Raw genomic sequence first — 2029 nt, 5'->3', positions numbered from 1 at the left:
TTCCACGGTACGTAGGTCCCTGTTTTCCAGAATCTCGAAATGCTCCGCAAGGAACCCTTGCGGGTTGTTGTCCGAGCGGACCGTGCTCTGCAGGCGGCAGCGTGTCACCAGGGAGCGTTCGGTGATGTTGCTCCCCCGGATGATCATCTGCCGGGCATAGGTGGTGACGCGGTAGGGATAGCTGTCGAAATCGCAGCTCATGCTGTCCACCACCACCGTCTGGTTGACGCTCCCGCTGATGAGCCGGTTGTAGAAACCTTTCTCGTTCCAGTCCCGGTAATACCCGTACAGGCTCTTGTCGGCCAGGTACATCGCCCGGTTTATGTTCGACTCGATGGCCGCCTTGTCGGGGGCCAGCGTGAAGAACAGCTCGTGCAGGCGGCGCACGTGCTCCCTCGCTTCCACCGGGCGGTTGCGCGCGGCGTCCTGCGAGAGGGCCATGATAAGCGACTTTCCCTCGTCCAGCACGTAGATCTTCTCCCGCTGCTCCTCGGCGAACCGGTAGGACTTCCAGACGGAGAAAACGGTCAGGAGGGTGCAGGAGGCGAGAAAGACGATACTGAACAGGCGGATCTGCCTGAACGAGGACTCGATGTTTTTTAAGCTCTTGAATTCCATGTCTTGAAATGAATGAATGTTATTATTCAGTCGTTTTTACTTTTTCAGCAGCACTCCGGCCACGTTGCCCGTGGATGCCCCGGCTACGGCCCCGCCCACGTTGGCGGCCTTGCTTGCCGTGTTGTTCATGTTCCGGTTGTACGCCCCCATGCCTCCGGCCTGGACCACCCAGTTCGCCACGGTAGGGACGCAGAAATATCCCACCAGCCCTATGAGCATGAACACCAGATAGATGGCTGTCGATCCGTCCGGGGAGAAGACGCTCAGGGGATCCTGTATCATTTCCATCTCGCTTTGCAGCACCAGCGTCTGTATCCTGGCGAGCATCACCCCCAGCAGGTCGGAGATGGGCAGCCAGAGATATACGCTGATATACCGTGCCAGCCACTGGACGAGCGTGCCCTGGAAACCGTCGAAGACCGAGATAGCGAAGGCTATAGGCCCCAGCACGGAGAGGACGATGAGAAAGAAGGTGCGGATCGTGTCCACCACCAGCGAGGCGGCGCGGAAAAGGAACTCCATCACCTTGCGCATGATGGTCTGCACGATGCTTTGCAGGGAGAACGAGTAACAGGAATGAGACATCCGCTGCATCACCGCGTAGTCCTCCCCGTTCCAGCCCATGTCGGCGATCTCCTTCTCCAGCTCCTCGTCCGTGGGATTGAACTCCCCGGTCACGGCCACCTTCAGGGGCATCTCGGCGAGCAGCCTGTCCTTTTCCTCCTGGAACTTCCTCACGTCGAAGGTCTGGTCGTGGAGCATGGCACCCGTTCCCTGCACGACGGGGCTCAGGATACCGTTCAGGCTCCCCAGCACGATCACGTCAAAGAACAGGATGCAGATGCCCAGACAGAAAGGGCGCAGCATGCCGAACACGTCCACCGGCTCGGCACGCGAGAGGGACTGCCACACGCGGTAGGCTATGTAGAAGAGCGCACCCAGGGCGGCGATGGCCGTGGCCAGCGTCATCATCGGCTGGCAGAGTTCGGTCATCTCGTCATACAGCCGGCGCAGGATACCGTGCAGGCTGTCGAAAGATAGGGATAGCAATACCATATAGTCTGTATCTTTTTAAAGGTTTACCAATAGCGTTCGTTCTCCCCGTAAAGCTTCAGGACCTGTTCGGTCTCGCCCTTCTCCCTGGCCCGCAGGTAGGAGACGCGCAGGTTCTTTCGGGTATAGTAGTTCACCAGCGTCCTGTAATGCCGCATCTCGCGGTACACCCTTTCTATGAGGTCCAGCCGCTCCTTGTCGGTCATGGACATGCCGGTGGGGTTGATGATGTCCTTCAGCTCGGCCACGGACGCGCTGCTTTTCTTCATGATGTTGTTGTAGCCGAAGGCGATGGCCTCCAGCTCCCGCTGCGTGTAGTTCTCGTCTGTGAGCATCTTCCCGTAGTTCGTCACATAGC

The 2029-nt window shown here is 58.7% G+C and carries 2 protein-coding genes and 1 pseudogene; all 3 read right to left on the bottom strand.

What is annotated here, in order from left to right:
- On the bottom strand, positions 1 to 618 hold a 618-nt coding region (traK, locus tag ACT8X9_RS13290; protein ID WP_444269313.1), incomplete at its 3' end, for a conjugative transposon protein TraK.
- Positions 619 to 654: 36 nt separating this feature from the next.
- The gene (gene traJ / locus ACT8X9_RS13285; protein WP_444269312.1) at positions 655 to 1668 is read right to left on the bottom strand and encodes a conjugative transposon protein TraJ; all 1014 of its coding nucleotides are present in this window, start codon (positions 1666 to 1668) and stop codon (positions 655 to 657) included.
- A gap of 29 nt (positions 1669 to 1697) precedes the next feature.
- Positions 1698 to 2029, bottom strand: a pseudogene (locus ACT8X9_RS13280) (DUF4141 domain-containing protein); the annotation flags it as partial.

The sequence above is a fragment of the Faecalibacterium sp. genome (assembly GCF_052358865.1).
Classification (GTDB): Bacteria; Bacillota; Clostridia; order Oscillospirales; family Ruminococcaceae; genus Faecalibacterium; species Faecalibacterium butyricigenerans.
This window is presented reverse-complemented; position numbering and strand designations above follow the sequence as displayed.